The 26,138-nt window shown below is 48.1% G+C and carries 24 protein-coding genes; 11 read left to right on the forward strand and 13 right to left on the reverse strand.

All coding sequences use genetic code 11. The annotated features are described in order from the left end of the window. Nucleotides 1-10: 10 nt before the first annotated feature. The 8 genes from atpE to mioC all read right to left on the reverse strand — a co-directional run bounded on the left by atpE (nucleotide 11) and on the right by mioC (nucleotide 6,762). The gene (atpE, locus tag ABEA14_RS15775; protein WP_345341221.1) at nucleotides 11-241 is read right to left on the reverse strand and encodes a F0F1 ATP synthase subunit C; all 231 of its coding nucleotides are present in this window, start codon (nucleotides 239-241) and stop codon (nucleotides 11-13) included. A 45-nt stretch (nucleotides 242-286) separates the two neighbouring features. Then, entirely contained in the window at nucleotides 287-1,168 is an 882-nt protein-coding gene (atpB, locus tag ABEA14_RS15780; protein ID WP_345341222.1) for a F0F1 ATP synthase subunit A, read from the reverse strand. Nucleotides 1,169-1,180: 12 nt separating this feature from the next. Then, on the reverse strand, nucleotides 1,181-1,561 hold the full coding sequence (locus ABEA14_RS15785; RefSeq protein WP_345341223.1) for an ATP synthase subunit I: 381 nt from the start codon (nucleotides 1,559-1,561) through the stop codon (nucleotides 1,181-1,183). Between the two features lie 128 nt (nucleotides 1,562-1,689). Further along, on the reverse strand, nucleotides 1,690-2,598 hold the full coding sequence (locus ABEA14_RS15790; RefSeq protein ID WP_345341225.1) for a ParB/RepB/Spo0J family partition protein: 909 nt from the start codon (nucleotides 2,596-2,598) through the stop codon (nucleotides 1,690-1,692). A 16-nt stretch (nucleotides 2,599-2,614) separates the two neighbouring features. Further along, nucleotides 2,615-3,406 (reverse strand): ParA family protein, encoded by a 792-nt coding sequence (locus ABEA14_RS15795; protein ID WP_345341228.1) that lies wholly within the window; start codon nucleotides 3,404-3,406, stop codon nucleotides 2,615-2,617. Nucleotides 3,407-3,423: 17 nt separating this feature from the next. Beyond that, nucleotides 3,424-4,047, reverse strand: a complete 624-nt coding sequence (rsmG, locus tag ABEA14_RS15800; RefSeq protein WP_377776216.1) for a 16S rRNA (guanine(527)-N(7))-methyltransferase RsmG — start codon at nucleotides 4,045-4,047, stop codon at nucleotides 3,424-3,426. Continuing rightward, the gene (gene mnmG / locus ABEA14_RS15805) at nucleotides 4,047-5,936 is read right to left on the reverse strand and encodes a tRNA uridine-5-carboxymethylaminomethyl(34) synthesis enzyme MnmG (RefSeq protein WP_345341230.1); all 1,890 of its coding nucleotides are present in this window, start codon (nucleotides 5,934-5,936) and stop codon (nucleotides 4,047-4,049) included. The genes rsmG and mnmG overlap by 1 nt, the downstream gene beginning before the upstream one ends. A gap of 373 nt (nucleotides 5,937-6,309) precedes the next feature. Then, on the reverse strand, nucleotides 6,310-6,762 hold the full coding sequence (mioC, locus tag ABEA14_RS15810; protein ID WP_345341232.1) for an FMN-binding protein MioC: 453 nt from the start codon (nucleotides 6,760-6,762) through the stop codon (nucleotides 6,310-6,312). Between the two features lie 513 nt (nucleotides 6,763-7,275). Between mioC and ABEA14_RS15815 the strand changes: the two genes are divergently transcribed. The 7 genes from ABEA14_RS15815 to ABEA14_RS15845 all read left to right on the forward strand — a co-directional run bounded on the left by ABEA14_RS15815 (nucleotide 7,276) and on the right by ABEA14_RS15845 (nucleotide 14,882). After that, on the forward strand, nucleotides 7,276-8,538 hold the full coding sequence (locus ABEA14_RS15815) for an efflux RND transporter periplasmic adaptor subunit (RefSeq protein ID WP_345341234.1): 1,263 nt from the start codon (nucleotides 7,276-7,278) through the stop codon (nucleotides 8,536-8,538). Between the two features lie 20 nt (nucleotides 8,539-8,558). Further along, nucleotides 8,559-8,789 carry a hypothetical protein gene (locus ABEA14_RS15820; RefSeq protein ID WP_345341236.1) on the forward strand — a complete coding sequence of 77 codons (231 nt, stop codon included), beginning with the start codon at nucleotides 8,559-8,561 and terminating at the stop codon, nucleotides 8,787-8,789. A 16-nt stretch (nucleotides 8,790-8,805) separates the two neighbouring features. Next, nucleotides 8,806-9,522 (forward strand): ABC transporter ATP-binding protein, encoded by a 717-nt coding sequence (locus tag ABEA14_RS15825; protein ID WP_345341238.1) that lies wholly within the window; start codon nucleotides 8,806-8,808, stop codon nucleotides 9,520-9,522. A 10-nt stretch (nucleotides 9,523-9,532) separates the two neighbouring features. Then, on the forward strand, nucleotides 9,533-10,834 hold the full coding sequence (locus ABEA14_RS15830) for an ABC transporter permease (RefSeq protein WP_345341240.1): 1,302 nt from the start codon (nucleotides 9,533-9,535) through the stop codon (nucleotides 10,832-10,834). A gap of 13 nt (nucleotides 10,835-10,847) precedes the next feature. Further along, nucleotides 10,848-12,062 carry an ABC transporter permease gene (locus ABEA14_RS15835; protein WP_345341242.1) on the forward strand — a complete coding sequence of 405 codons (1,215 nt, stop codon included), beginning with the start codon at nucleotides 10,848-10,850 and terminating at the stop codon, nucleotides 12,060-12,062. A 76-nt stretch (nucleotides 12,063-12,138) separates the two neighbouring features. Next, nucleotides 12,139-13,488, forward strand: a complete 1,350-nt coding sequence (locus ABEA14_RS15840) for a sigma-54-dependent transcriptional regulator (protein ID WP_345341244.1) — start codon at nucleotides 12,139-12,141, stop codon at nucleotides 13,486-13,488. A gap of 14 nt (nucleotides 13,489-13,502) precedes the next feature. Further along, complete coding sequence (locus ABEA14_RS15845; RefSeq protein ID WP_345341247.1) at nucleotides 13,503-14,882, forward strand: sensor histidine kinase; 1,380 nt, start codon at nucleotides 13,503-13,505, stop codon at nucleotides 14,880-14,882. A 64-nt stretch (nucleotides 14,883-14,946) separates the two neighbouring features. Here ABEA14_RS15845 and mnmE read toward each other — a convergent pair whose 3' ends face one another. The 5 genes from mnmE to rpmH all read right to left on the reverse strand — a co-directional run bounded on the left by mnmE (nucleotide 14,947) and on the right by rpmH (nucleotide 18,860). After that, a complete protein-coding gene (gene mnmE / locus ABEA14_RS15850; RefSeq protein ID WP_345341249.1) occupies nucleotides 14,947-16,323 on the reverse strand; it encodes a tRNA uridine-5-carboxymethylaminomethyl(34) synthesis GTPase MnmE in 1,377 nt (458 codons plus the stop codon). Between the two features lie 152 nt (nucleotides 16,324-16,475). After that, entirely contained in the window at nucleotides 16,476-18,131 is a 1,656-nt protein-coding gene (gene yidC, locus ABEA14_RS15855) for a membrane protein insertase YidC (RefSeq protein ID WP_345341251.1), read from the reverse strand. A gap of 12 nt (nucleotides 18,132-18,143) precedes the next feature. Beyond that, nucleotides 18,144-18,392 carry a membrane protein insertion efficiency factor YidD gene (yidD, locus tag ABEA14_RS15860; protein WP_345341253.1) on the reverse strand — a complete coding sequence of 83 codons (249 nt, stop codon included), beginning with the start codon at nucleotides 18,390-18,392 and terminating at the stop codon, nucleotides 18,144-18,146. Continuing rightward, complete coding sequence (gene rnpA, locus ABEA14_RS15865; protein ID WP_345341255.1) at nucleotides 18,356-18,715, reverse strand: ribonuclease P protein component; 360 nt, start codon at nucleotides 18,713-18,715, stop codon at nucleotides 18,356-18,358. Before rnpA ends, yidD begins: the two co-directional genes overlap by 37 nt. A 10-nt stretch (nucleotides 18,716-18,725) precedes the next feature. Continuing rightward, nucleotides 18,726-18,860 carry a 50S ribosomal protein L34 gene (gene rpmH / locus ABEA14_RS15870; RefSeq protein WP_105051306.1) on the reverse strand — a complete coding sequence of 45 codons (135 nt, stop codon included), beginning with the start codon at nucleotides 18,858-18,860 and terminating at the stop codon, nucleotides 18,726-18,728. Between the two features lie 407 nt (nucleotides 18,861-19,267). Between rpmH and dnaA the strand changes: the two genes are divergently transcribed. From dnaA to gyrB, 4 genes are read left to right on the forward strand one after another with little or no spacing between them, the layout of a single operon-like run. Further along, nucleotides 19,268-20,689, forward strand: coding sequence for a chromosomal replication initiator protein DnaA (dnaA, locus tag ABEA14_RS15875; protein ID WP_377776217.1), 1,422 nt, complete (start codon nucleotides 19,268-19,270; stop codon nucleotides 20,687-20,689). A 37-nt stretch (nucleotides 20,690-20,726) separates the two neighbouring features. Beyond that, on the forward strand, nucleotides 20,727-21,830 hold the full coding sequence (gene dnaN / locus ABEA14_RS15880) for a DNA polymerase III subunit beta (protein WP_345341262.1): 1,104 nt from the start codon (nucleotides 20,727-20,729) through the stop codon (nucleotides 21,828-21,830). Between the two features lie 3 nt (nucleotides 21,831-21,833). After that, nucleotides 21,834-22,949 carry a DNA replication/repair protein RecF gene (gene recF, locus ABEA14_RS15885; RefSeq protein WP_345341264.1) on the forward strand — a complete coding sequence of 372 codons (1,116 nt, stop codon included), beginning with the start codon at nucleotides 21,834-21,836 and terminating at the stop codon, nucleotides 22,947-22,949. Nucleotides 22,950-22,956: 7 nt separating this feature from the next. Beyond that, nucleotides 22,957-25,374, forward strand: a complete 2,418-nt coding sequence (gene gyrB / locus ABEA14_RS15890) for a DNA topoisomerase (ATP-hydrolyzing) subunit B (protein ID WP_345341266.1) — start codon at nucleotides 22,957-22,959, stop codon at nucleotides 25,372-25,374. Nucleotides 25,375-26,138 lie beyond the last annotated feature (764 nt).

The following is a 26,138-nucleotide window of genomic DNA, read 5'->3' on the forward strand; positions in this document are numbered from 1 at the left end:
TTATCGAGAATTAAGCCGCGAATAGAATGTAAAGACCGATACCTACAGCGATCATTGGGATTGCATCAAGCAGACCCGCAACGATGAACATCTTAACTTGCAGCTGTGGCGCAAGCTCAGGTTGGCGAGCAGAACTTTCCAGGAACTTGCCACCCAGGATTGAGAAACCGATACCAGTTCCCAGAGCAGCCAGACCCATCATCAGGGCAACAGCAATAAATTTCAGGCCTTCTACGTCCATCTTAAGTCTCCAATTTTAGTTAGGATGGTTGTTGTCAAAATAAAATTAATGGTCTTCGTGCGCCATGCTCAAATACACGATGGTAAGCACCATGAAAATGAACGCTTGTAGCGTGATGACCAGGATATGGAAGATCGCCCAGCCCAGTTGCAACACGCCACCAAGAGTACCGAGCACAACACCTGCGCTGTATAGCAGTGCGATCAGGATAAAAATCAATTCGCCGGCATAGAGGTTGCCGAACAGACGTAAGCCGAGAGAAACAGGCTTAGCGAGCAAAGTAATACTTTCAATCAGGAAGTTCACTGGGATAAGTAGCGTCTGAACAAACATGTTTTTACTGCTGAACGGATGCAGCGTCAGCTCTTTCAGGAAGCCCAGTGGACTCTTAACTTTAACACTGTAGAAAATCATCAGCGCAAAGACACCCAGTGCAAGGGCAAATGTCAGGTTGAGGTCTGTGGTAGGAACAATCTTATGGTAGACCTCATGGATATCATTGGCGCCACCCGCAGCGACCGTACCTTCAGCGACCAGGCGTGGTACTAAATCGACAGGTACCAAATCCATCAGGTTCATCAGGAACACCCAGACGAAAATAGTCAGTCCCAACGGAGCAATCAGTTTATTACGGCCATGGAAGGTGTCTTTAACGTTGCCGTCAACAAATTCGACCAACATTTCCACGAAGCACTGCAGCTTACCGGGAACACCTGAGGTAGCTTTCTTACCTACAGAGCGGAAAAGCCACAAAAAGAAGATACCAAGGCCGATTGACCAGATAAGGGTATCAACGTTCAGTGACCAGAAACCTACATCGGAACAATTTCCCCAATACAAGCTTCCATCTTTGGTACAGACTTGGAAGTTCTGGAGGTGGTGTTGGATATACCCCTGTGAAGTGAGTGGTTCACCTGAAGCAGCCATAACTCATCCTGATTAATTTTTTGAAAACCACAACGGCGCTACTGAATTCAGTACCACCGTTATACAAAACGTTGTTAAGTAGGGCAGGGCTGGCAATGTCCCTGCCGAAAGTAGCACAGTGCTTAAAATCAGCACCGTACACCACTTTAATACCATGCCGCGCTTAAAGCCCCCTTGAACTTGGGACAATTTACTTGCGCCGCCATGGGCGAATGCGGAGCGGCTAAATGCCTGTTGCGCCATAATGACGACAAAACCACCGCAAAACGCCGAATAACCCGCTTCTGATACCTGTAGTACCCCCCAAAGGGTAGCAATAAACGCGACTAGCACAAGCAATACAAAGAGTTGTATGCGACTGTGACGGCGCGCCTGTTCGATTTGAGGGATCACGGGAAAAGTTTCAAGTTTAGGCGTTTATTATTCTTAGATATTTAATTGCGACGCAGTATATCTATATACGTTGACCAAGCGCAATTAGCATCTGAAGAAAATATGTTAACGATAAGTTTCAATTGTTATCACTTGATGTGCGCCAAAATACCATCTAACTCGTCGAGAGAAGTATAGTTAATGACTAATTTTCCGCGACCTTTGTTGTTGTGAGCAATAGAAACTTTTGCTCCTACAGTCTGCGAAAGCTTCTCTTCGAGTGCGACAACGTTTGGATCTGGCGCGGCCTCAGTTTTCTCTTTGGGTGGCTCTAATAGCTTACGCACCAAGCGCTCAGCTTCTCGCACAGTCATGCCTTTACCAACAACAGTTCTGGCAGCCTCAGACTGTTGCTCCCCTTCAAGGGTAAGTAAGGCACGGGCATGGCCCATCTCAATATCACCATGCTCCAACATCACTTTTACGTCTTCGTTGAGATTATTCAAACGTAAAAGATTTGTGACAGTTGTGCGCGATTTGCCCACCGCATCAGCGGTCTCTTGATGGGTGAGTTGAAATTCGGTCATGAGACGCTTCAACGCTATAGCTTCTTCCATTGCGTTCAGGTCTTCTCGTTGAATATTTTCAATCAACGCGATTGCGACAGCCGCCTCATCAGGCACATCTTTGACCATACAGGGAACAACATCCAACCCTGCGAGTTGAGAAGCTCGCCAGCGTCGCTCACCAGCAATAATTTCGAAGCTATCCGCAGACATTTTTCGAACTACGATTGGCTGAATAATGCCCTGAGCCTCGATCGATTGCGCAAGTTCTTCCAGTGCCTCTGGAGACATATCTTTACGCGGTTGATACTTGCCTGGAGTTAACTGCTCAATAGGCAGTTTCTGCATCTCGCCTTTCGGAGCCGCTACAGGAGCGGGGGCGGCAGCGGCTTCTTTTTCTGCGGCTGCATCGACGCGTTCACGGGCTGCCTGGCTGGTGCTAAGCAGTGCATCCAGTCCGCGTCCAAGACCTCTGCGTTTGGTCGTTGACATTATAATCCTTCAGGCATTAAGCAGTTTCAGAGCTGGTATTGCTGGTTTCGGCACGGCGCAGTATTTCGCCAGCCAGGGCAAGATAAGACTTAGCCCCTGTAGAATTCTTATCGTAGTACATGCTTGGGGTACCAAAGCTTGGCGCTTCAGCCAAACGAATGTTTCTAGGAATAACCGTTCGGTAAACCTTGTCACCAAAATGCTGTTTCAGCTGTTCAGAAACGTCACAAGATAGGCGATTGCGCGGGTCATACATGGTGCGGAGGATCCCCTCAACATGCAGTCCAGGGTTCACAGCCGCAGACAGTTTACTGATGGTATCAACTAGAGCGGTCAGTCCTTCCAGCGCAAAATACTCACACTGCATTGGCACCAACACTGAGTCGGACGCGCTCATGGCATTCACCGTCAACAGGTTCAATGACGGCGGGCAATCAATGAAGATGAAATCATAGGTATCGCGCACAGGATGAAGTGCATTACGCAACCGAGTCTCGCGAGAGAAAACTTCCATCAGTTTGATCTCTGCAGCAGTCACATCCGCGTTAGCCGCGATCAGATCGTAACCGCCTGTCGTCTCTGTGACGACAACTTGCTCAAACGGCTCTTCATCAATCAGAAGCTCGTAGGCGCTTTTTGGCACTTCATACTTATCAACGCCGCTACCCATGGTGGCATTGCCCTGAGGATCGAGATCGATCAAAAGAACTTTGCGCTTAGTAGCGGCCAGAGAAGCGGCCAGGTTTACTGCAGTGGTGGTTTTACCAACCCCACCTTTCTGGTTTGCTATCGAAATGACTTTACCCACGACAGACCCCAATTGTGTTATTGGTTGCGTACGATCTCGACCAAATGACGAGCTTCATCCAGCGCCGGAACATCCAAAGAGTGTACCTGATTTACACGGTACTTTTCAGGAATCTCAATCAACTCCTGCTCAGGATAAGTCCCTTTCATGGCTAGAAAATAACAGCCTAAATGGTCACACCAACTGAGCATATCACCTATCGAGGCAAACGCGCGACTGATCACCGCATCAAATGGGTGATCAGGTTGGAATTTTTCGACTCTACTTTGGATAGATTCGACGTTAGTAAGCCCTAACTCATGACAAACCTGCTTTTGAAAGCGGATCCGTTTGCCCAGACTATCAAGCAGTGTAAATTGAATATCGGGCATCAAAATAGCCAGCGGAATACCCGGTAAACCCGGTCCTGTGCCCACATCAATGATGCGATTTAACCCTTGCAGGTGAGGCGAAACCACCAGACTATCGAGCAGATGACGTACCAGCATCTCTCTCGGGTCACGTACTGAGGTCAGGTTATACGCCTTGTTCCACTTGTGCAGTAACGCCAAAAATCCTAACAGTTTGTCAGTTTGCTGCAGGCTCAAGGATATCCCCATTGCACCGCAGTTATCTTCAAGCAGACCACGAAATTCTTGCATCAGGCACTCTTCTTCAGTAGACCAAGCTTCTTCAAATGAACCAGCAGAATAGATACCGCAGCCGGGGTTATGCCCGAGATACGTGATGCCTGGCCAATAGTTTCAGGCTTGGCATTGTTCAATTTGGCGATCACCTCATTTGATAAGCCTGGCACGTTGGCGTAATCCAATTCCAATGGCAACAGCGTATTTTCGTTGCGTTGCAGTTTGGCTATCTCATCTTTCTGACGCTCGATATATCCTGCGTACTTGGTTTGGATCTCAACCTGTTCTGCAGCTTGAACATGTTTCAATGACTCGCCTGTATCTTCCAGCGAAGACAGCATCTCATAGCTGACTTCAGGGCGACGCAGCAGACTTTCCAAATTGGCTTCACGGGACAATGGCGTCTTCAACTGAGGATTGAGCTGTTCTGCGGCTTTTGAATTAACCTGGATCCATGTGTGTTTAAGACGCTGTTTCTCCTGCTCGATCAGTTCAAGTTTCTCATTAAACGCCTGCCAACGCTGATCGTCGACAAGGCCCAATTCACGCCCCTTCGGCGTCAGTCGAAGATCGGCATTGTCTTCACGGAGCAGCAGACGGTATTCAGCACGGCTGGTGAACATACGGTAAGGCTCTTGGGTACCCAAGGTTGCCAGATCATCAACCAACACACCGATGTATGCTTCGTCACGACGAGGCGTCCACTGCTCGCGCCGTTTGGCAGCCTGAGCCGCGTTCATGCCCGCAATCAAACCCTGTGCGCCAGCTTCCTCGTAACCGGTAGTGCCATTGATCTGCCCGGCAAAATAAAGCCCGCCGATATATTTCGTTTCCAACGTGCCCTTAAGATCCCGAGGATCGAAGAAGTCATATTCGATCGCATAACCGGGACGAGTGATGTGCGCATTCTCAAAACCGCGGATCGAATGAACCAGGTTTAACTGCACATCAAATGGCAGACTGGTACTGATGCCGTTGGGATAAACTTCATGTGTTGTCAGCCCTTCAGGCTCAACAAATATCTGATGGGATTGCTTGTCAGCAAAACGCATCACCTTATCTTCGATAGAGGGACAGTAGCGAGGACCAACACCTTCGATCACACCCGCGTACATGGGTGAACGATCGAGGCCGCCGCGAATAATGTCATGGGTATCGCTGTTGGTATGTGTGATGTAACAAGGGATCTGCTGAGGGTGCTGACTCCGATCACCCATAAACGAGAACGTTGGTGTTGGATTGTCACCAGGCTGAGCTTCCATCACGGAAAAATCGATACTGCGTGCATCAATACGCGGTGGTGTACCTGTTTTCAAGCGTCCAACACGAAACGGCAGTTCTCGAAGTCGTTGTGCTAACGCAATGGAAGGAGGATCTCCAGCACGACCACCGCTGTAGTTCTCCATACCGATATGGATCTGACCGCCCAGAAAAGTGCCAACCGTTAGAACAACAGATTCAGCACTAAAGCGCAGCCCCATCTTGGTAACTACACCGGTTACGCGATCATTTTCAACGATCAAGTCATCACAGGACTGTTGAAACAAGGTCAGGTTAGGTTGGTTTTCTAATGCATGCCTGACAAAAGCTTTGTAGAGCTGACGGTCGGCCTGTGCTCGTGTCGCTCTCACTGCAGGACCTTTACTGGCATTCAGAGTTCTGAATTGGATCCCACCATGATCGATCGCTGTCGCCATCAAACCACCCAAGGCATCGATCTCTTTTACCAAGTGACCTTTACCAATACCGCCAATAGCAGGGTTGCAGGACATCTGACCCAGTGTATCTATGTTGTGTGTCAGCAACAGGGTCTCTGCACCCATACGTGCAGCAGCCATGGCCGCTTCCGTGCCTGCATGGCCACCGCCAACAACGATCACGTCAAATTTTTTATCGAAAAGCATGGTGGCCTCTTAACTAAGCGAGTCAAAAAGATCTAAGGATCATTTTAGGGCGGAATATTCTACTTGATGCGGCTTTGCGGGTGAAGCAGAAAGGATCTTTGCTTTTTAAATAAGATCAAAAAGATCTTTAGATTGATCTTATTTGATCTATTAATAAGATCCGAGATCCCTGTGTATTAACTAAATAAACCTTTGCAAAACAATGTGTTGACGTGTAAATAACTTGTGTGATCGCTGGGATCTAGGTGGGAATGATCGTGGATAAAATGGGATCTTATCCACATGGGGGATCTACCAAATAAAGATATTCTGGATCTTTTCTTGTTTATTGTGGGTAAAACACCAACTTATACACAGAAAAGATCCAGGGTTATTAATTCAGCTTTTTAATAAATTCTGGCAACCAGGCTTCTGCGGCGTCTTCAGGCACTGGTGTTTCCTGAACATCAATCTCAAGTCGGTCAAGAAGCTTAAACGCGCCCAGGTCTTCCAACACCGTATCCATGGTTTTGCTGCCTTCGCAGAAGGTATCGTAGCTTGAGTCGCCTAAACCAATCACACCATACTTCACCTGTGCCAGGTTGGGGCGGTGCAGCATCAGGTATTCAGCAAGCGGTTGGATATTGTCTGGCAGATCGCCAGCACCGTGGGTTGAGGTACAAATCAGCCAGTTCTGATCGCTGCCTGCTTCAGGTTTCCAAACATTAAAATCAGTGACAATCTCTGGGGCATAACCCGCTTCTTTAAGCAGCGCAGCGGCGTGATCTGCTACATATTCAGTGGCACCCAACATAGATCCGACCAAGAGAGTAACTGACTCTGACATTTAAACCTCGATGATTGGCTGATAATGGGCGCTATTGTAACTGGCTAAACCAGTTGTGGCTAACTCTGTGGAAAGATCCGATCGATCGCTGTGATTAAGATATGAATAACCTTAATGATGGTGGTGTATTTCTTAGTGAGGATTGAATTCTAATATACTGATATTAAATAATTTTATTCACTTTTTCATATTGTTTGCGTGGGTGGATTGAGCTCAAAGTACACCCGATCTCTATGTACGCAGATAATCCTCCACCTGACCTACCTTTGTTTTCTATCAGCTTTATCTCAAAAACGTACTTTGGTCCCGTCGTTCAATTTAACCGGACAGTTCATTTCCAAACGGACACTTTTTGAGTGTCCGCGGACACTCTATCTTCGTCCGATTTTTGCTTTTTATTTCTTATCTGTATGTTTTGTAAATACTTTGTTGCATTGGTACGTAAATTGTAATGGTAGTCGCAATTCCAAAAATCGATGTAGCGCAGTTTGTTACCCATCAAGGAGTCGACCGATGATCAAAGACACCAGTGCTCAGGACACAGTTGTTTCGCCCAGTGTATCTAAGCGCTTTAAGCAACCTCTGTTGTGGGGTGTGTTTGCTCTGGGTCTGGGAGTTTTGCTGTGGGGGACGGTTACCGCCAGTACTGCGAACCATTCGATAGCGAGAGCGGATCTCCGTTTTGCCACGCTGACCAAAGGCGATCTGATTAGAGATATTGCCACGTCTGGAAAGATCGTGGCTGCCAACGCACCGGTCCTTTACAGCCTGGATAAAGGCACTGTTACTCTGCTGGCCAAACCGGGTGATGAGGTCGCCAAAGGCGACATTGTTGCGGAAATCGAAAGCCCCACGTTGCTGAATAACCTCAAGCAGCAGCAGGCATTGCTTGAGGGCATGAAAAGCAGTTTGCAACGAGCCCACCTTAATGCCCGTCGCGACCTAATCAAGGCTGAGCAAACCATAGATATGGCTAAGGTCGACCTGGATGCTGCTGCCCGGGAAAGTCGTCGTGGCCATCAACTTATCGCCGACAAGCTGATCTCCCAGATCGATTTTGAGAAGAATGAAGATGATCTGAAAAAAGCAAAAATGCTCTACGGTCATGCCAAACAGGAAGCCGGTCTGATGAAAGACACTCTGGCGTTTGAGCTTCAGAACCTTGAGGCTGAGGTTAACAGGCAGGTATTGGTTGTCGAGGAACTTAAACGTCAGGTTGAGGCGTTGGCTATCAAAGCGCCGGTAGCAGGGATTATCGGCAATTGGCTGGTTGAGCAGAAAGCGCGTATTGAAGCCAATGCTGCGATCTTAACCGTTGTTGATCTAACCGCTTTTGAAGCTGAGCTGATGGTGCCTGAGTCTTATGCCGATGATCTTGGTCTGGGGATGGAAGTGGAGCTGAGTTTTGGCGCCATCAAAGTGATGGGACAACTGAGCTCGATTTCTCCAGAGGTACGTAATCGTGAGGTGACTGCAAGAGTAAGGTTTGCCCAGCAATCAGGATTGAAGCTTCGCCAGAATCAATGGCTTTCAGCGAGAGTATTACTGGAGAATCGAAAAGATGTGCTGATGGTAAAGCGCGGCGCATTTGTCACCAGTGGTGGAGGACGTGAGGTTTACGTTGTCGAGGGAGAGCAAGCTGTGAAAAAGAGCATTCGCCTGGGAGCCCGCAGCTCAAGTCATGTCGAGGTGATTAGTGGTGGTAAGCCTGGGGATGTGTGGGTGATCTCTTCTATTCACGATCTGAACGGTGCTGAACAAGTGCTGATCAACTAATTCGAATTAAGGATAAACCCATGAACCTACCATTTGATGTTAGCGCTTTGGTCCAGAAGTTCGTCAGTTTTTCACCACTTGCGTTGCTTATGCTGGCGGTGCATTTGTTTCACAGCAGTACCCAACAATACCTGTTGCACAGCCAACCAGCCCCTAAATCATGCGGCGTGCAGAGTGATACCTCTATCGAACAGGCAATCCAACAGTTGATCGAGCTGGTCAGACTGCTTTTGGAAATCAATTTTATTTAACACCAAGGAGAGAATCATGTTGTCAATGCAGAACATAAGTAAGGTGTTTAAAACAGATTTGGTCGAAACACACGCGTTACGCGACTTTAACTTGGAAGTTAGTGAAGGTGAGTTTGTGGCCGTGACCGGTCCTTCCGGTTCTGGAAAAACCACGTTTCTGAACATCGCCGGATTGTTGGAAGGTGTAACGGGCGGAGAGTATCACCTGGATGGCGTAAACATCGCCAATCTCAGTGATAATGCCAGTTCCAGGATCCGCAATGAAAAAATTGGTTTCATCTTTCAGGGATTTAATCTGATTCCCGATCTGAACCTTGCCGAGAATGTAGAAGTTCCCCTGCGCTATCGTGGCTTTAACAGCAAGGAGCGTGCGAAAAGGGTCAAGGAAGCCTTGGAGCAGGTTGGACTCGGCGCTCGCATGAAACATCTACCATCTCAGTTATCTGGAGGTCAGCAGCAGCGGGTCGCTATTGCACGTGCTTTGGCGGGTAAACCTCGCTTTCTGTTGGCGGATGAGCCTACCGGTAACCTTGACAGCATCATGGCTCGGCAGGTGATGGAGCTGCTTGAGGACATTAACAAAGCCGGTACCACCATCATTATGGTAACTCACGACCCCGAGCTGGCACGTCGTGCACAGCGAAACATCCAGATCGTTGATGGCAAAGTCTGTGATTTTACTCTGTATAACGGTGGCAAATCGCAAACGCCCCTTGAACAGGTTGCAGGATAGGGGGCGCAGAATGTTTATTTACTATCTCGATTTGGCGTGGCGCAGTATCAAAAATACGCCGTTGTTGTCATTGCTGATGGTGTTGGCCATTTCTATCGGTATTGGTATCACTATCACGACGTTGAACATCTACCAGATGGCCTCTGTTAATCCCGCGGGAGAACGTTCATCCGTGCTTTATGAGGTTCGCTTATGGAGTCAGGAAGCGGACAGCTGGGATGAGATGAATCCGCAGATTACCTATCAAGATGGTTTTAATCTGCGTCAGAGCGATATTCCAACACGCCAGACCCCTATGTTTATGACAGGCATGGCGATCCAAACGGAAGATCCTAAACAAGCGCCTTTACTTGAGAGTGCGCGTGTCTCTGACAGCGATTTTTTTGCGCTTTTTTCCATACCATTTATCTATGGTGGGCCTTGGGACAAAGCCATTGATAAAGAGCCAGGTTACCAAGTCGTGATTAGGGCTGATCTAAATCAGGAGCTATTCGGTGGGCAGAACAGCGTAGGTAAAGTGCTCTATCTGAACCAGAAACCCTACAAGGTAGCTGGCGTTATTGATGACTGGAAACCGAGCCCGAAGTACTACGATGTAAACAATGGTGCTTTTAACGATAGTGAGCGCCTTTACGTTCCTTATTCACTTGCGCCCATAGAGGAGTATCAGAGTTGGGGTAACAATCAGAGTTGGAAGAATGAATCGATCGTTACCTACCAAGACAAGCTGGCCTCTGAAACCCACTGGAATCAATACTGGGTCGAGCTGAACACACCTGAACAAAAACAGGCGTATGAGCAGTGGCTTGAAGGCTATATTGCGCAGCAGCAATTGCTTGGTCGTTTTGCCTCTGATAGCCCTTATGCCGATATTTCTGACGTATCTGAGTGGCTAGTCATTAACAAAGTCGTTCCCGAAGACAGCAAGGTGTTGGTGGGGCTAAGTGCGCTGTTTTTAATTGTTTGTCTAGTGAACATGCTGGGATTACTGCTGGCTAAGTTTCTTAAACGTGCGCCGGAAGTGGGCGTTCGCAGAGCGATTGGTGCCAGTCGCACGCAGATTTTTATGCAGCATATGGTCGAGGTCGGCGTCGTTGGTTTCTGGGGAGGTTTGATTGGATTGATATGGGCGGCTGTCTCCTTGAGTGTGCTCTCTTCAAGGTTTGGCCTGGAAGAGTCTCTGACCCAATTGGATATGAGTATGTGGATCATTGCGCCAACTGTTGCCATTACCAGTGCCTTAGTCGCCGGCCTGTATCCAGCATGGCAAATCTGCATTGCCAATCCCAGTAGCCATTTGAAGAGCCAGTAGAGGGAGCGTATTCATGTTTCATATTAAACCTATCATCAGCACCCTGCTGCGCAGTAAAAGTGGTCCACTGCTGTTGCTTGCTCAGATCATTCTGTCCGTGGCGATTGTCGCCAATGCCAGTTTTATCATCAACGAACGTTTAGCACTGATGTCTCGAGACTCAGGCGTGGCCGAAGATGAGGTGTTTGATATCAACATCTATAACTTCGGTGCGGGTATCGACTATGGCTTACAGAACAGCCTGGACATGCAGATAATCCGTGACATTCCCGGTGTTAAGGCCGCAACTTCAACCAGTATGACGCCTCTGAGCGGGGGCGGCTGGTCTTCCACTTTGACCTATGGTCCCAGCGAAGAGTCTCATAAATCAGCCCCCCAGGCTGCTATGTACTATGGCGATGAGCAAATGATGGAAGCGATGGGGGTGAAGTTGATTGAGGGGCGTAATTTCTACCCCGAAGAAGTTCAGGTGGGACATCCTGACAGCGCAACTAAAGTGATCCTGTCCAAGGCCTTTGCCACCCATGTTTTTGGTGAGCAATCGCCCATTGGTCAAACGTTGTACGCAGGCGGGTGGGGTGAACAGGCGCTGGAAGTGATAGGTGTGGTTGAAAAACTTCAGGGGGCATGGGTCAACTCATCCCATCTGGATAATGCAATGATACTGAATGTCGAATTAGGGTTGTGGCCTTTCACTAAGTTTTTGGTGCGCGCTGATGCGGGGGCTATGACTGAACTTAAGCCCCTGATTACCGCAGCGTTGCATCAAGAAAATAAAGACCGGGTGATTGATGGTTTTCGAATGATAAGCGAGCATCGCCAGCGGGTTTATCAATCTCACGAATTGATGGCTTCGGTATTAAGTATGATGGTGATATTGCTACTGATGATCACCAGCTTGGGGTTGACTGGGATGGTAATGTTCAATATCGAGCGCCGGACCAAGCAGATTGGAACCCGTCGAGCCCTTGGTGCGAAGAAGCGCGATATAGTGAGCTTCTTTCTGGTGGAAAACTATCTGATTGCACTGGTAGGCGGGGTCATCGGTGGATTGCTGGCGGTGCAGCTGGGTCAACAATTGATGAGTTTGTATGATCTGCCAAAGTTGGCGCTTGTCTATCCTGTGGTCACCGTCGCTGGGTTGTTTGTTCTAACCACCATTGCCGTGGTATTTCCCGCACGCAAGGCGGCTAAAATTTCTCCGGCCATCGCAACACGAACCGTGTGATTTTATTTTATTCACTGCTTAAACTGGCAAACGCATTGCCAGTTTAAGTCTATCTGCTAAGGACGTTTGCAATTTGATGGATACCATTTTAATCGTCGATGACAACAAAGCTGTTTGCCAGGCGCTGTCCTTGATGTTGGAGCTTAATGGTTATCAAACGTTGAGCTGCTATACCCCGGATGAGGCGATTAAGCTGGTACAAAGCGAGCCAGTGTCTCTGGTGATTCAGGATATGAATTTCACCAACGACACCACTTCAGGTGAAGAGGGGCGAACCCTGTTTTACGCGCTGCGCGAGATAGACCCTGAACTGCCGGTCATTCTGCTCACGGCCTGGACTCAGCTTGAAACTGCGGTGGAACTGGTACGCTCTGGGGCGTCAGATTACCTGGGAAAACCCTGGGACGATGCCAAACTGCTTATCAGCGTGAACAATCTCACCTCCATGTATAAGCTCTCCACCGATAACCACAAGCTTAAACGGTTGGATGCCGAGCGAATGGCACCGATTAATAACGCCAATCTATGCGGTATTGTGTTTGCCAGTGGAGTAATGCAGCGCTGTGTCGATTTGGCTTTGCAGATCGCTAAGTCTGATGTTCCTGTGTTGATTACCGGCCCTAATGGCGCCGGTAAAGACAAGCTTGCCGATATTCTTCATGCCAACTCGAGTCTGAAAGACAAACCTCTGGTGAAAGTTAATATCGGCGCATTGCCGATGGATCTGCTTGAAGCTGAGCTGTTTGGCGCTGAAGCGGGCGCATTTACAGGTGCCAACAAAACTCGAATTGGTCGTTTTGAGGCTGCCGATGGCGGCACGCTGTTTTTAGATGAGATAGGAAATCTGCCGTTAAGTGGACAGGTAAAGCTGCTGAGAGTGTTGCAAACAGGCGAGTTTGAGCGACTCGGCTCACATCAGACTCGCAAAGTAAAAGTCCGGGTGATCAGTGCAACCAATGCCAATCTTTTAGAGGATATAGAAGCTGGCCGTTTTCGCGAAGATCTTTACTACCGGCTAAATGTTATCGAGCTTTCAGTGCCACCTTTGAAGCAAAGAGTGGCTGATATTATTCCGCTGGTGAATCATTTTATCGGCAGCGAATATCACATCAATAAACAGGCTGCGAGTGCACTTGAGCAGCATAGCTGGCCCGGTAATGTGCGAGAGCTAGAAAATGCCTGTAAACGCGCAGTGATCCTCGCATCAACCAAAGCCTTGGGTGTTGATGACTTTGGCTTATCCGTAGCCAGCGCAGAACAAGCGGGTGAGGTGAGTGAGAGCAATCAACCAACATTGACTAAAGCCGCCATAGAGGCGCTGTTAGCGGAACATAATGGTGTGATAGCAAGAGCGGCTAAAGCGCTGGGTTTGAGTCGTCAATCACTCTATCGGCGAATGGAAAAGCTCGGTATAGAAAAAGAGTAAGAAGAAGCAGTGCGATGAGAGAATGGCGATTTTGGCGCAACCTGTCCATGCGCGCCAAATTAATTATAAGTACGATCATCTGTGCGCAGTTGGCATGGTTGGTGGCCTTTTCTTTGTGGATGGCCATGGTGGAGCAGGGCTCAGTGATTGCTCCTGCTGCACTCTATTTGCTGGTTGCGTCTATTAGTGGGGTAGCTGCGGCATTGCTCAGCTATTTTGCCAGTAAAAATCTTGCCGCATCGCTGCATGCCTTCGAAGTGGGCCTGCTCAACTTCAAGGATAATGACTTTTCGGTCACTCTGCCCAGCCAGTCCGACGCCCAACTGAATCGGCTTTGCGAGTTGTTTAATGAATCAGCTATCAGCCTTCGCGAGCAGCGCCAGTTTATTTATCAAAGGGAGATGCTGCTTGATAAGGTGATTCAAAGCTCTGCCAATATCATGTTTTTGTTAGATGACTCGGAAAAGGTCATCTATGCCAATGACGCCGCTCGCCACTTTTTTAACCAAGGTGTGGCGATAGCAGGGTTTGATTTTGAAACCCTGACACATGACTTAACTGCTGAATTTAAAACCGCGCTGACGCAACCCAAAGGGGGTTTGTTTAGCTTTGAAGATGAAGCTGGCGAACCACAAACCTGGCACCTTTCCCGTGGCCGTTTTTTGCTGAACGGTCAGTACCACCACCTTTATCTTCTAAAACAGATGACCCAGGACCTGAATCGACAGGAAGTTGCTGTTTGGAAGAAGGTGATCCGTATTATCAGTCATGAGTTGAATAACTCCCTGGCGCCCATCGTATCTATGGTGAACTCTGGGCGTATGCTGACCAGGGAGCTGGATGATGAAAAGCTTGCCCTTATCTTTGATACCATTGAAGACAGAGCTGAACATCTCAGCCAATTCATTTTCAGTTACGCTCGATTCGCCAAGCTGGCTAAACCTAATAAGCGGGATATTGACTGGAAAAAGTTGATGAATCAGCTGGCGCAACACTACGCCTTCAGGCTGCCTGAACACTACCCGGAAGCGCCTTGTCAGGCAGATCTTGTTCAGCTAGAACAAGTGCTGTTGAATCTCCTTAAAAATGCCCATGAGTCAGGTAGTTCACTTGATGACATTGCTATAACACTGGAGCAGTCCAGCATATTGACCGTCGGCTCTGAAGAGGGCGTCCCCAATGAATATGTGGTGCTGAAAGTGTCTGATCGTGGTCCTGGCATGTCGGTGGAGGTACAGCAACAGGCATTGCTTCCTTTCTACTCAACCAAACAGACTGGTACGGGCCTTGGCCTGGCGCTTTCAAAAGAGATTATTGAAGCCCATGACGGCAACATCAGCCTCAGAAATCGTGATGGGGGCGGATTGGAAGTAAGCTTAGCGCTCCCGGTTTAATGGGAGCGAAACAATAGGTAGGCTTATTTATTTGCTAAGAAATTGATTTTATGTGTTTTTATTTCTATTTGCCGATACAAAAAGAAGAGAATATCCTTCCCAGCAAGTCATCTGAGCTGAATTCGCCAGTGATCTCTGCCAAGGCGTGCTGAGCCAGCCGCAACTCTTCGGCTAACAGCTCCCCTGCACAATAAACATCTAACTGCTCTCGGCCATTCTGTAGGTGTTGTTCGGCCAGATTCAGCGCTTCAATGTGACGACGGCGCGCGGTGAACTGACCTTCCCCGCCTTGACCTTCGTAACCCATGATCTGTTTCAGGTGGGCTTTCAGGTCATCAATACCGGTGCCGTTTTTTGCCGAAATGGCGATCATCGGTTGCTCTGAGGAAGCATCGTTAGCCACTATTTTGTGTTCTGGTAGCTGATCGACTTTGTTTCTTACTACCGTGAGTGGAACGTGCTCTGGTAGCCTATCAGCTAACTCAGGCCAGATTTTATGGGGATCTGTCTCGTCGGTTTCTGTCGCATCGACCAGGAACAGAACCCTGTCTGCCTGATTAATCTCCTCCCAGGCACGGGCGATCCCTATCTGTTCGACTTTATCCGGGCTCTCACGAAGTCCCGCCGTGTCGATAATATGCAGAGGCATGCCGTCGAGGTGTATGTGCTCCCGCAATACGTCTCGTGTGGTGCCCGCGATCTCGGTGACGATGGCACTCTCGCGGCCAGCCAGTGCGTTCAACAGGCTGGATTTACCCGCATTGGGGCGACCCGCCAACACCACCCGCATACCTTCTCGGATCAAGCTGCCCTGACGTGCCTGGGACTGTACATCTGTTAGCTGGCTTTCTATCTGTGCCAAGTCGCCGCTGATCTTGCCATCTGAGAGAAAGTCCACCTCTTCGTCTGGAAAGTCGATAGCCGCTTCAACATAGATGCGCAGGCGTGTCAGTTGCTCAACCAGATCCTGAACCTGGGATGAAAAAGCCCCCTGTAATGAGTGCAGGGCGCTCTTAGCAGCAGCTTCGCTGTTGGCCTCAATCAGGTCTGCAATGGCTTCAGCCTGGGCCAGGTCCAATTTGTCGTTAAGAAATGCTCGCTCACTGAATTCACCGGGGTTGGCTATCCGGATCCCCGGAAGCTCGCATATCGCTCTCAGCAGCATATCAACCACAACAGGGCCACCATGGCCTTGCAGTTCTAATACATCTTCGCCTGTGAAGGAGTTAGGTGCTTTAAATAGTAAAGCGATACCTTGGTCTATGACTGTGCCTTTACCATCACTAAACGGCAGGTATTCTGCGATACGGGGAGAGGGGACACGGGGCAGTAACCTTTCGGCGACTTTTTCGACTTCAGGACCGGATACACGAATGATAGCGACACCCCCGCGTCCGGGAGGTGTTGCCTGTGCTGCAATAGTATCGATATGACTTGGCATAGGTGATTGGCAAACTTGAGTTTTGTCAGAGTATATACCCTAGGGCTCCTGTAATTGGAACAAATGGGTCTGGCGTAGTATGTGACAGAGCGACAGATATAAAGAAGGGGCAACCTTGGTTGCCCCTTTTATCATTGTCTTGCTTGTAGAAGCTAAGCTTTTGCTTCCTGTTTATCCATTTGGCGGTAGATATACCACTGCTGGGCAATGGAGATCAGGTTGGACACAAACCAGTACAGTACCAGACCTGACGGGAACCATAGGAACATTACAGTAAAGATAACAGGCATAAACTGCATTACTTTTTGCTGTGTTGGATCCGTGATGGTTGTGGGTGACATCTTCTGCATCAGCCACATGGAACCACCCATCAGTAATGGCAGTACATAGTAGGGGTCTTTCACTGACAGGTCATCGATCCAGAGGAAGAAGGGTGCCTGACGTAGTTCATAACTTTCCAATAGTACCCAGTACAAGGCGATGAAGATTGGCATTTGGATTAGGATAGGCAGACAGCCACCCATTGGGTTCACCTTCTCCTTCTTGTACATCTCCATCATTGCCTGAGACATCTTTTGGCGATCATCACCGTAACGTTCACGCAGTGCAGTCAGTTTAGGCTGCAGTTTGCGCATCTTCGCCATAGAAGTGAATTGAGCTTTGGTCAGGCGATACATGCCGCCTTTTACCGTGATGGTAATCAGGATAATTGCCAGGCCCCAGTTAACTACCCAGCTTTGGAAGAAGGTCAACAACCAGTGCAGAGGCAGTGCCAACATCCATAGGAAACCATAATCAACAACCAGGTTGAGGGTCTCTGAGAGCAATTTTAGTGCGGCCTGGTCTTTAGGGCCCATATAAAGTACTGAGCTGAGGGTTTGGTCTGCACCCGCTGCGATAGTGGTTGCGGGTGCCAGATAACCAATAATGCCCTGGCCGCTGCTAGTCGCGCTGTAGATCTCGTTGTTGTCTTCGGCTCCGGGCACCCAGGCGCTAACAAAGTAGTGCTCCAGCATCGCGATCCAACCACCTTGGGTCTGTTTGTTCAGACGCTTGTCGGTCATATCTTCGAAACTGTACTTTTCGTAGCGAGAATCAGCGGTCGAGTATGCTGCACCACGGTAAGTCGGCATCATCATTGAGCCACTTTCGCCAGCCATGGTCTGACGCAACTGCGCCCAAAGCTGAGTCGTGACAGGTTGGCTGCTGCCATTATGGATGCGGAATTCTACGTCTACAGAATGTTTACCACGATGGAATTTGAACACCTTGGCAACCATAACGCCGTCATCACGTTGATAGCTCAGTGGCACTGCGAGAACTTCTTCACCGTCGGCGAGCATATATTCAGCTTGAGCAGCTGAATAGAGAGGACGGCTTTCTCGAGTGTCTATCCCAGTTAAACCGCTTTGGGCGGTGTAGCGTGTCTGAGATGTTTGCTCCAGGAGCGTAAACGGTTCGTCGGAATCCAGCGTCAATGGGAACTCAAGCAGGTCAGAATGGACCACGTCGCCGCCAAGAGTGTCGATGGTGACTTTGAGTTTATCAGTGGTCACGGTGACCAGTCGGTTGGCCGGAGCTAACGTTTGAACAGCAGGGGCTTCGGATTTTGGTGCCGCTGTTGTGACTTCAGGAATACCGCCTTCACCAGCCTGGCTGGCTTGCGGCAATGCATCTGTGTCACTTGGGGTGGTCAGTGCGGTTTCAACCGGAGTTGGCTCCGGCTGAGTATAAGCTACCCACTGTTGATACAGCAGAAAGCTAACCAGCAGAAACCCGATAAGCAGTAAATTGCGTTGTGATTCCATTGTGTTATCAGCTTATTTATCGTCAACTTTTGGTGGTACCGGATCGACCCCGCCTGGGTTTCCAGGATGACATCGAGCGATACGGCGAATGGCCAACTGGCTGCCTTTTACTATTCCGTGCACCTTAATTGCTTGAATGCTGTATTCAGAGCAGGTGGGATGAAATCGACAGCGTGGTCCCAACAGGGGGCTAATGATAATCTGGTAGCCCCTGATCAACAATATCAGCGCTGCTTGCAACGCTTGTTTAATAGTTTGCATAGTCGGGCAATTAATGCGCGCAGTTCTTTATCGGTGAGCTCGCCGATCCCTTTTTTTGCTATTACCACGATATCTATGTTGAGCAGTTCAGCTTGGTGCAGGCGAAAGTATTCTCGCATATGACGTTTAATGCGATTGCGACCTACGGCCCGTTTGACATGCTTTTTTGCAACAGTAAGACCCAGCCTGGGATGTTCCAGCTGATTATGGCGAGCAAGGAGAGTGAGTTGTGGGGAGCTTGCGCGAATAGGTTTCGCGAATACAGATTGAAATTGGGCGGGAGTTAACAGACGTAACTCCCGACCGAATGCGTGCGTTGCCACGATTGGCGGGTTAAGCACTCAGACGAGCACGACCCTTGGCACGACGACGAGCCAGTACAGCGCGACCGTTTTTAGTGGCCATACGTGCACGGAAGCCGTGACTGCGCTTGCGCTTCAGTACGCTCGGTTGAAATGTACGTTTCATAGCTAATCCGCCGGTTAACAGTTACTAATAAAAGATGTTGGTTAAAGTTAAATTTTGACCAGCACCCAAAAAAAGAGGGCGAATTTTAGACCGTCAGGGTAGTGAAGTCAAAACATATTTTTCTTCGATCAAAAAGGATCTTTGTCAGATCCGTGGCATAATAAATGTATATGTATAACCTGTGGACAGGATCCTAACAGTTCCTGTTTGTCAATAAAAAACAGATAGATAGATCTTATAACCCATGCGTTATTAGATCAGATCGATCTAGGCTGATCCTGCTATTTCGATCCATAATAGGGATCCATTACGCGGCGACGTGAAAAGAGCTACAGAGAGAAAAGTAGTCGGTCTTCCCCGGTCGCCCCACATTGAATAATAACTATTCTAGGTTTTATACCCTGACAATGTTTTATTGTCGGGATAAGGAGTTTTTCGTGCCCAGCAACCTTTGGGAACAGTGCCTGTCGGTACTTAAGGACGAGTTACCGGTCCAGCAATTCAACACCTGGATCCGTCCATTACAAGCCCAAGTTACGTCAGACCGTTTGACCTTGTTCGCCCCTAACCGATTTGTATTGGATTGGGTGCGCGACAACTATTTGCTGCGTATGAATCAAACCATTGAGCAGGTGACTGGTGATAACCAAGTCAAGTTGGTTTTAGATGTCGGAACCATGCCGAAACCTGCGGCTGTGGATAACTCCAGTAAAGAAAAGCCTGCACTGAAGCCAAACACGACTGCGAGTAGTGCAGCAGAAGTTTCGGCGCCTCCTGCTACGGCGGAAGAAGTTAAACCCGCCGGACAACGAAGTAATATCAACCTGAACTACACCTTTGACAATTTTGTAGAAGGTAAATCGAACCAGTTGGCACGTGCAGCTGCCAGACAGGTTGCAGATAATCCGGGTGGTGCGTACAACCCGCTGTTTCTTTATGGCGGTACAGGCTTAGGTAAAACTCACCTGTTACATGCCGTGGGGAATGGCATTGTTGATAAGAAACCGGATGCCAAGATCGTCTATATGCACTCTGAGCGTTTTGTGCAGGATATGGTCAAGGCACTACAGAACAATGCGATTGAAGAGTTTAAACGTTATTACCGCAGTGTGGATGCGCTGCTGATCGATGATATTCAATTCTTTGCTCATAAAGACCGAAGTCAGGAAGAGTTCTTCCATACCTTTAATGCGTTGCTCGAAGGCAATCACCAGATCATTCTTACCAGTGATCGTTATCCAAAAGAGATTGATGGGGTAGAGGACCGACTTAAGTCGCGTTTTGGTTGGGGTCTGACTGTCGCTATCGATCCACCAGAATTAGAAACCCGTGTCGCCATCTTGATGCGCAAGGCACAGGAGAATGCAATTCACCTGCCTGACGAAGTTGCCTTCTTTATTGCCAAACGATTACGTTCAAATGTACGTGAGTTGGAAGGGGCGTTAAACCGTGTGATCGCTAATGCGAATTTTACCGGCCGACCCATTACCATCGATTTTGTCAGAGAAGCGCTGCGTGATCTTCTAGCGCTGCAGGAAAAGCTGATCACCATCGACAACATTCAAAAGACGGTTGCTGAGTACTACAAGATTAAAGTCGCAGATCTCTTGTCGAAACGTCGCAGTCGCTCAGTCGCTCGTCCCAGACAGATCGCCATGGCACTAGCGAAAGAACTGACTAACCATAGTTTACCTGAGATCGGTGACGCATTTGGTGGTCGCGACCATACCACTGTACTGCATGCTTGTCGTAAGATAGTGCAGTTAAGGGAAGAGAGTCACGATATTAAGGAAGACTACTCAAACTTGATCCGTACCCTTTCTTCATAAGCAGATTCTGGATAATAAAAATTAGTAAGGTGAAGTGATGAAGCTTTCGGTGAATCGCGAACAACTTCTTCGGCCTTTGCAGTTGGTATCTGGCGCCGTCGAGCGTCGACAAACGTTACCCGTACTGGCCAATGTATTGATTAATGTGGACGAGCAGGGGATAGCATTAACAGGCACGGATCTGGAAGTTGAGTTGGTCGCTCGTTTTCCTGCACAGCTGGTTACCCAGCCAGGAAGCACGACAGTGCCAGCAAAGAAATTCCTCGATATTTGTAAGAGCTTACCAGAAGGCGCAGATATCGAATTAACAGAGCAAGGCGATCGTTTGGTGGTTCGTTCCGGTCGCTCTCGATTTAACTTGGCTACCTTACCTGCCGCTGAGTTTCCAAATATCGAAGCTTGGACCAGTATCTGCGAAGTGAGTTTGCCACAACTGTCTTTAAAGAAGTTGATGGATAGCACCAGTTTTTCAATGGCTAACCAGGATGTACGATATTACCTAAATGGCATGTTGTTTGACTTGGATGGCACCGTTCTCCGTTCCGTCGCAACGGATGGACATCGTCTTGCACTCGCCACGGTGGAAGCGAACTTGTCGGAAGGTATGCCTTTGCAATGCATCGTTCCTCGAAAAGGCGTGTTGGAGCTGCAACGTTTAATCGGTACAGAAGACCAAACCATCACATTGCAAATTGGTGAAAATCATCTGCGTGCAACAGTCGACGGATTTACATTTACCTGTAAGTTGGTCGATGGCAAGTTCCCAGACTATCAGCGTGTTTTACCTCGCGGTGGCGACAAAATTGTTATTGCAGATCGCGCGACGATTCGGGATGCACTTGCGCGTGCGGCTATTCTCTCCAACGAAAAATTCCGTGGTGTTCGATTTAACATCGATCCTAGCGAGCTAAAAATTACCGCCAACAACCCCGAACAGGAAGAAGCAGAAGAGGTAGTTGAAATTGACTATCAGGACCAATCTCTTGAGATGGGCTTCAACGTCAGCTACCTGCTTGATGTATTAAATGTGATTGGTGGCGAGCAGATAAAAATTACGCTGGCCGATGCAAACAGCAGTGCCCTGATTGAAGACGCAGCGACAGATCAGGCGATGTATGTTGTGATGCCTATGCGTTTGTAATTGATGTCCATCACTCGCCTTCAAATATCTAATCTTCGAAATCTAAAGAAAGTGGGCCTGCAACTGGGGCCCACTTTTAATTTCTTCTTCGGTGAAAATGGCGCTGGCAAAACCTCTCTATTGGAAGCGCTTTATATAATTCATGCTGGCCGATCTTTCAGAACCTCAGATCTAAACAAAGTGATCTCCAGCAGCGAGTCAGCTTTGACTGTATTTTTGGAACGTCAGTCTGAAGAAGAGGGCGTTACTAAGATCGGATTGATGCGTGAAAGGTCCGGCGGTTTTAGTGCAAAAGTGGATGGCGAGAACGTCTCAACTTTATCGCAATTGTCCGCATTATTACCCACCCAAATTCTGAGTCCAGAGTCCTTCAGTTTGCTTTCAGGCGGAAGCAAGGAAAGAAGAAAGTATATCGATTGGGGAGTGTTTCACGTGGAACACTCCTTCCATAATCTGTGGCGAAGATGTCAAAGGTTGTTGGTTCAAAGGAATAGTTTGCTTAAACGCAGGGTGTCGCATAGAGAGTTGCAGCCATGGGACAAAGAGTTCTCGAGTGTGGCGCATGAACTCAACCTTTTAAGACAAAGATATATTGACAAACTTCTGCCCTATTTTTCGACGCTAGCACAAGCATTTTTCCCCGAATATGAGGTAAAATTCTCCTTTCATCCAGGATGGAACCAGAGCGAAACGTTGGCTGATGTTCTCTCTCGAGATATAGAGCGGGACCAGAAATATGGCCATACGCAGTCAGGTCCACATCGCGCCAATTTTCATATCCGTGTAAACGGACAAGCGGCAGAGAGTATCTGTTCTCGTGGACAATTAAAGTTACTGGTTTGTTGTCTTAAACTGGCGCAAGCAAAGCACCTGTTCGAATGGCGGGGCCTTAAGCCAGTCTTTCTTCTGGATGATATTGAATCTGAGCTTGATGGCACTAATCGCCAAAGAGTATTGGAACAGCTTCGAACCTTGGGTTCTCAAGTGTTGATATCGCTTATTAATGTAGAAGCGATTTCTGAACAACTTGAAGAATCTGATCGAGTGTTCCACGTGGAACAAGGGTACATCACACCTTGGCAAATCAAGGGTGATAACACCACCAATAATAATGATTGAGAGCACTATGTCTGAGACTAGCTACAACTCCTCAAGTATTAAAGTTTTAAAAGGGCTTGATGCAGTAAGAAAACGTCCGGGTATGTACATCGGTGATACTGATGACGGTACCGGCTTGCATCACATGGTATTTGAGGTTGTTGATAATTCTATCGACGAAGCATTGGCCGGCCACTGTAGCGACATTATCGTTACCATCCATGCTGATGGTTCTGTGTCTGTTAGTGATGACGGCCGTGGTATTCCTACCGATATTCACGAAGAAGAGGGCGTTTCTGCAGCTCAGGTTATCATGACGGTTCTGCACGCTGGCGGTAAGTTTGATGATAACTCTTACAAGGTGTCTGGTGGTCTACACGGTGTAGGTGTATCGGTAGTAAACGCTTTGTCAGATAAATTGGAATTAACGATTCGTCGCCACGGCAAAGTGCATGAGCAGGAATACCATCTCGGTGAGCCAAAAGCGCCATTAACCTCAATTGGTGATACCGACAGTACGGGTACAACTATCCGGTTCTGGCCAAGTGACCAAATATTCACTGACATCAATTTCCACTACGATATTTTGGCCAAACGCCTTCGCGAACTGTCATTCCTAAACTCAGGTGTATCAATCAAACTGGTTGATGAACGTGACGATAAGAGTGACCACTTCATGTATGAAGGTGGTATTCAGGCGTTTGTTCAGTTCTTGAATCAAAACAAAACACCTATTCACCAGGATGTTTTCCACTTCACGAGTGAGCGCGAAGACGGCACTGCGGTAGAAGTTGCGATGCAGTGGAATGATGGATTCCAAGAAAATATATACTGCTTCACTAACAACATTCCTCAGCGAGATGGTGGTACACACCTAGCTGGATTCCGAGCTGCGCTTACCCGTACTTTGAATAACTTCATGGAGAAAGAAGGCCTCAATAAAAAGATGAAGTCTTCTGCTACTGGTGATGATGCGCGTGAAGGTTTGACCGCAGTTATCTCCGTTAAAGTGCCTGACCCTAAATTCTCTTCTCAAACGAAAGATAAACTGGTGTCTTCAGAAGTGAAGACGGCAGTAGAGCAGGCCATGGGTGAGAAGCTGGGTGAATACCTGCTGGAAAAACCTGGCGATGCGAAAACTATCGTGATGAAGATTGTTGACGCCGCGCGTGCCCGCGAAGCTGCTCGTAAAGCGCGTGAAATGACGCGCCGTAAAGGCGCCTTGGATTTAGCCGGTTTGCCTGGGAAGTTGGCCGATTGCCAAGAGAAAGATCCTGCGCTTTCTGAACTCTATATTGTGGAGGGTGATTCTGCGGGTGGTTCAGCGAAGCAGGGGCGTAACCGTAAGAATCAGGCGATTCTGCCGCTGAAAGGTAAGATCCTTAACGTAGAAAAAGCGCGTTTCGATAAGATGCTTTCATCTCAAGAGGTGGCAACCCTTATTACTGCGATGGGTTGTGGTATCGGCCGTGATGAGTACAACCCAGATAAGCTGCGTTATCACAATATTATTATCATGACCGATGCCGACGTCGACGGTAGCCACATTCGTACACTGCTGTTGACCTTCTTCTATCGTCAGATGCCTGAGTTGATTGAGCGTGGTCATATCTATATTGCTCAGCCGCCACTTTATAAAGTGAAGAAAGGTAAGCAAGAACGTTACATCAAAGATGATGATGTGCTGAATGAGTACCTGACTACGTTGGCAATTGATAACGCAGCGTTGCATGTAAATGCAGACTCTCCTGCGATTACAGGCGTGGGTTTGGAAAGCATCGTTCGCTTGTATCAGAAAGGTATGGTGACAGTAGAGCGATTAGCGCGTCGCTACAACGAAGGTTTGATGAACCAACTCATCTATGCGCCGGCGTTGTCTGTTGAAGCGCTTGCTGACAAAGCCAATGTTGAAAACTGGCTGCAGGGTATTCTTACCTCACTGCAAGAATCGGGTGCTGGTGCTACTCAGTTTACTGGTGAAGTCGCACACGATGATGAAAGAAGCCTGTTCTTCCCTGTGTTCAATGTACGTCATCATGGCGTCGAATACCGTTACGAACTGGGTTATGACTTCTTCCATGGCAGCGACTACAAAGTTCTCGCTGATTTGGCGACTGAAGTTAATGGCCTGATAGAAGAGGGCGGTTACGTTGTACGTGGCGAGCGTAAGAAGAGCGTTGGCAGTTTTGAAGAAGCGCTAAATTGGCTTATGGCGGAATCTAAGCGTGGCCAATACATTCAGCGATATAAAGGTTTGGGAGAAATGAACCCTGACCAGCTTTGGGAAACTACTATGGATCCTGAAGTTCGCCGTATGTTGCAGGTAACGATTGAAGATGCGATCGGCGCGGATCAGCTGTTCTCTACCCTGATGGGTGACCAGGTTGAACCCCGTCGTGAGTTTATCGAAACCAACGCATTGAAGGTTGCTAACCTCGACGTGTAGTTAGCATCAACCAAAGTGAAAAAGCGGCCTCTAAAAGGCCGCTTTTTTTATGCGCAAACATTAATGATGTCCAAAGAGGTATACTGACTTCTATGTGTGTGGTTCTCTGGTTGATATAACTTGATTTCCGTTGAGCGTTTGAATGACGTCCCTGATTTCATAGTATGTATAACACTCCCTCTTGATACATCGGGTGGATGTAACCTTGAAAACAGCTCGCGTGAAGGTTCTCTTTCGGTCACTTCTCATTGTGATCTCTCTTTTTTCCATAGCAGCCGTTTTGGCCGACTCGTCATATAGAGATGATTTGCTGGAGATGAGACAGAGATTAGACGGTACTTGTAACTATGAAATCAAAGAGACGGTGGTAGCTGATGCCCAGCATTTGTGTGTTATTGAGAAATTGGCTTCGCGCTGCAACCCAATAGATGATTGCTATGTCTATTGCTTTAATAAAGGCTTGGGTGAACACATTGGTGGAGGCTGCGCTCATATCTGTAATTATGGCAACAGAATCAACTGGAAGCGCCCGCCCAATATAGAAGAGTGCCATGATCTCGAAGGGCATCAATCTAGGCACTAAACGCTAAGTGAGCAAGTTAAAAACTAAGCCGCTAAGTAACTAGCTACTGAGTAACCAAGCATAAGCCAGCAAAAGGCCGACAACCATTAGGTCGATTTTCTTCTAGGGTAGCTAGGGTATCCCAAACCTTGTCATTTACTAAATTCTTCGCAAAAAAAAGCAGCCCGAAAGCTGCTTTTTA

Source organism: Corallincola platygyrae, from assembly GCF_039544265.1.
GTDB lineage: Bacteria > Pseudomonadota > Gammaproteobacteria > Enterobacterales > Neiellaceae > Corallincola > Corallincola platygyrae.